At 72.7% G+C, this 4,050-nt stretch carries 4 protein-coding genes and 1 pseudogene; all 5 read right to left on the reverse strand.

Annotated elements, in window-relative coordinates; translation table 11 throughout:
• Window positions 1-442: sigma-70 family RNA polymerase sigma factor (locus tag AC2W7G_RS10555; RefSeq protein ID WP_485868391.1), on the reverse strand; the 442-nt coding region annotated here is incomplete at its 3' end.
• On the reverse strand, window positions 439-1,023 hold the full coding sequence (locus tag AC2W7G_RS10560; RefSeq protein ID WP_485868392.1) for a hypothetical protein: 585 nt from the start codon (window positions 1,021-1,023) through the stop codon (window positions 439-441). The genes AC2W7G_RS10560 and AC2W7G_RS10555, both read right to left, overlap by 4 nt.
• On the reverse strand, window positions 1,020-1,982 hold the full coding sequence (locus AC2W7G_RS10565; RefSeq protein ID WP_485868393.1) for a Ppx/GppA phosphatase family protein: 963 nt from the start codon (window positions 1,980-1,982) through the stop codon (window positions 1,020-1,022). Before AC2W7G_RS10565 ends, AC2W7G_RS10560 begins: the two co-directional genes overlap by 4 nt.
• A 40-nt stretch (window positions 1,983-2,022) precedes the next feature.
• Window positions 2,023-3,333 (reverse strand): cation:dicarboxylate symporter family transporter, encoded by a 1,311-nt coding sequence (locus tag AC2W7G_RS10570; RefSeq protein ID WP_485868394.1) that lies wholly within the window; start codon window positions 3,331-3,333, stop codon window positions 2,023-2,025.
• Between the two features lie 72 nt (window positions 3,334-3,405).
• Window positions 3,406-3,914: pseudogene (locus tag AC2W7G_RS10575) on the reverse strand (DUF501 domain-containing protein).
• Window positions 3,915-4,050 lie beyond the last annotated feature (136 nt).

The raw sequence follows: 4,050 nt of genomic DNA on the forward strand, positions 1-4,050 counted from the left end.
GGGACGCGAGCTTGCGGGCGGCGGCCGGCGAGCTGTCGAGCACCGCGGCGACCGCCGCGAAGTCGTGGCCGAAGCCGTCGTGCAGCACGAACGCGACCCGCTCGTTGGGCGAGAGCCGGTCCAGGACGACCGACAGCGCCTCCCCCACCGCGTCGCTGCGCACGACGTCGTCAGCCGGGTCGTCGTCGGCGCCGGGACCGTCGACCGGCTCCTCGGGCACGGGCACCTTGGCCCGCAGCCGGTCCAGGCACAGCCGGGTCGTCACCGTCGTCAGCCAGGCCGGCAGGCTCTCGAGCTCCTGGTCGGTGCCGTGCAGGCGCAGCCACGCCTGCTGGACGACGTCCTCGGCCTCGACCCGGTCGTCGAGCATGCGGGCGGCCAGGCGCACGAGGCGCGGACGCTCGGCCTCGAACGCCTCGGCGTCCGCCGACCGCCCGCTCACGGTGTCACCCGGACGAGCTCGACCTCGTCGGTGAGCTCGGCGAACCAGGGCTCGGACTCCACGAACGCGACGAGCGCGTCCGGGTCCGGCCCGTTGAGCACGACGTCGGTCGACTCCTCCTGCAGCTGCCAGGACTGGATGACCCCGACGCCGGACGCGTTCATGGGCCCGCGCATCTCGCCGAACACGGCCATGAGGGTCTCGTTGCCGGGGACGTGGTCGTAGGCGAGCTCGGCGCGGACGTGGCCGTGCAGGCGAGCCACGACGACGGCGCAGTCGCCGAACGGCGTCCGCTCGCCCGTGTTCAGGTCCTCGACGTAGGAACCGTGCGGCGCCCACACACCCTCGAGCACCTCGGTGACCAGCTCGACGAAGCGCGGGTCGGTGCACCGCACCTCGATGTCGACCGCCTTCACCCGCTCGTGGCCGTCCAGCAGCGTCCCGCCGCCGACCACCTTCGCCTTGACGCCCTCGGCGGCGAGCTCGTCCTCGATCGGGTCCTCGTACCAGTCGCCCCGGTGGACCGGTTGCACCCGCGCCGGCAGGTGCACGCGGTGCGTGGGCCGGCGGCGCCCGATCACGGCCGGTCCAGCGGGAGGACGAACGACAGCGCGATGCCGTCGAGGATGTCGTGCTCGCTGATGACGACCTCGCCGGTCTGCAGCGGCAGGTGCGACAGCACCGAGTCCAGCACCAGCGCCCCGCCGCCGATGACGTCGGCGCGACCGGGGTGCATGAACGGCAAGTCGCGCCGCTCGGCCACCGACATGGACGCCAGGGCCAGGCACGCGCTGGTCATCTCGTCGACCGGGATGCGCGCGCCGTGCAGCGCGTCGCGGTCGTAGGCGGGCAGCTCGAGGGCGTGGGCGGGCAGCTCGAGGGCGTGGGCGGCGACCGTCGTGATGGTGCCGGCGACGCCGATGAGCGTCGAGACGGGCGGGTACTTCTCCAGCTCGCGGCCGATGAGCCGGTCGCAGGCGTCCAGGCACGTGCCGATCTCGGCCAGCGTGGGCGGGTCGGCGTGCAGGAAGCGCTCGGTCATCCGCACCGACCCGACGTCGTAGGACTCCCCCACGTCCGGGCCGAGCGGCTTGTCGCCCAGCACGAGCTCGGTGGACCCGCCACCGATGTCCAGCACCGCCCGGGAGCCGGGCGGCAGGCCCCACGTCGCGCCGACGTACGAGAGGCGCGACTCGGTCGTGCCGGTGATGACCTCCGGACGCACGCCGACGACGCGCTCGACGCGCTGGCCGAAGTCCGCCGCGTTGGCCGCGTCGCGGGTCGCGGACGTCGCGCAGAAGCGCACCTTCGCGACGTCGTGCTCGCGGATGATCGCGGCGTACTCCTCCAGCGCGCGCAGCGTGCGCTCGATCGCCTCCTCGGCCAGGACGCCCGTGCGGTCGACCCCCTGGCCGAGCCGGACGATGCGCATCTCGCGGGCCAGGTCGGTCTTGCTGCCGTCGACGCCGACGTCCGCCACCAGCAGGCGGATCGAGTTCGTGCCGCAGTCGATCGCGGCGACGCGCTGGGCATCGAGCATGGGCGCGAGCCTATCGAAGCCGCTCCGCCTCGGCCCGGCGTCAGTCCTCCAGCATGCGGCTCTCGTCGAAGGGCCGCTGCCCGTCGAGCACCGCGTCGAGCCGCTCGCGGTCGATCGTCCCGGTCCAGTGCCCGACGAGCACCGTGGCGATCGAGTTGCCGGCGAAGTTGGTCAGCGCCCGCGCCTCGGACATGAAGCGGTCGATGCCGACGATGAGCCCGACGCCCTCGACGAGCTCGGGCCGGTGCGAGTTGAGCCCGCCGGCCAGCGTCGCCAGGCCCGCGCCGGTCACGCCCGCCGCGCCCTTGGAGGCGATGATCATGAACACCAGCAGCGAGACCTGCTCGCCGATCGACAGCGGCTTGCCCAGGGCGTCGGCCACGAAGATCGACGCCATCGTCAGGTAGATGGCGGTGCCGTCGAGGTTGAACGAGTACCCGGTCGGCACGACGATGCCGACGGTCGACTGGGCGACGCCGGCGTGCTCCATCTTCGCGATGACGCGCGGCAGCGCCGACTCCGACGACGACGTGGACAGGATGAGCAGGAACTCGCGGCCCAGGTACCGGAACAGCTTGAGCACGTTGACCCGGGTGACGACCCACAGCAGGGTGCCCAGGACGCCGAAGACGAACAGCACGCAGGTGACGTAGAAGCCGATCATCACCGTCGCCAGGCTCTTGAGCGCGTCCACCCCGGTGGCGCCGACGACCGCCGCCATCGCGCCGAACGCGCCGATCGGGGCCAGCCACATGATCATCGCCAGCACCCGGAACACGACCTTCTGGATGTACGCGATGCCGGTCAGCACCGGCGCCGCCGGCTCGCCCATCGCCTGCAGCGCGAAGCCCACGAGCAGGGCGACGAGCAGCGTCTGCAGGACCTCCCCGGACGTCAGTGCCGAGACGAGCGTGTCGGGGATGATGCCGAGCAGGAACTCCCAGGTCGACTCGTCCTCGGCGACCTGCTCGGACCCGGTGGCGGCCAGCTCGTCGTTCAGCTGCAGGCCCTCGCCGGGGTCGAGCAGGTTGCCGACCACGAGCCCGATGGCCAGCGCGAACGTCGACATGGTGACGAAGTAGCCGAGCGCGAGGCCGCCGACCTTGCCCACCTGCGCGGCGCTGGCGACCGAGCCGACCCCCAGCACGATGGTGCAGAAGATGACCGGCGCGATCATCATCTTGATCAGCGCCACGAACAGGTCGCCGAGCGGCTTGAGCTCCTGGGCGAAGTCGGGCGCGACGAAGCCGAGCGTCACGCCGGCGACGACCGCCACGATGACGGCGATGTACAGGTAGTGCGTGCGGTCCTTGCGCTCGGTGCGCGTGGACGAGGTCTCGGCCGCGGTCATGGATCCCCCCGGATCGGCGTGAGTGGTCGCCGCCCATCGTGGACCCGCCCGCGGTGCACCGCGAGTCGGTGGCTACTCCGCCGGGGCGGGCTCCTGCGGTCCGCACGGGGTCCCGGTCCACCAGTCGCCGAGCAGCGCGAGCGTCTCGTCGCCGAGCGGGTTGACGCCCGGACCGACGGCCAGGCTGTGGCCCACGAGCACGTGCAGGCACTTGACCCGGGTCGCATGCCGCCGGCCGAGACGTCCTGGATCTCCGGCACGTGGCCCAGCGCCTCGCGCTCGGCCAGGTAGGACGTGTGGGCGGCCGCGTAGGCCGCGGCGACCTCGGCGTCCTGGGTGAGCCGCTCGCTCATCTCGCGCATGAGCCCGGACGCCTCCAGGGTGCCGATCTCGCCGGCGAGCCGGTCGCAGGTCACGTAGTACAGCGTCGGGAACGGGGTGCCGTCGGGCAGCCGCGGCTCGGTCTTGACGACGTTGGGGTGGCCCGACGGGCAGCGGGACGCGATCTCGACGATGCCGCGCGGGACGCGTCCCAGCTGTGCGGCGATGGCCTCGATGTCGGCGGGGTCGATGGCGGTCACGACTTCTTCTTCAGCACCTTGTCGGGGTCGGGGGTGGGGGTGGAGTCCGTGCTCGGCGGCGGCCGGCGGCGCGTCGGCCTGCTCCACCGAGGCCCACAGGCGGGCCTGCCAGCTGTCGGGCGCTCGTCGGGCGCGT

This window comes from Aeromicrobium sp. PFPM2_SD2 (assembly GCF_057364525.1).

Excerpts from the sequence above, each read along its gene's own strand:
- AC2W7G_RS10565 (WP_485868393.1), bottom strand. The coding sequence starts at position 1,982 with ATGCTCGATGCCCAGCGCGTCGCCGCGATCGACTGCGGCACGAACTCG.
- AC2W7G_RS10570 (WP_485868394.1), bottom strand. The coding sequence starts at position 3,333 with ATGACCGCGGCCGAGACCTCGTCCACGCGCACCGAGCGCAAGGACCGC.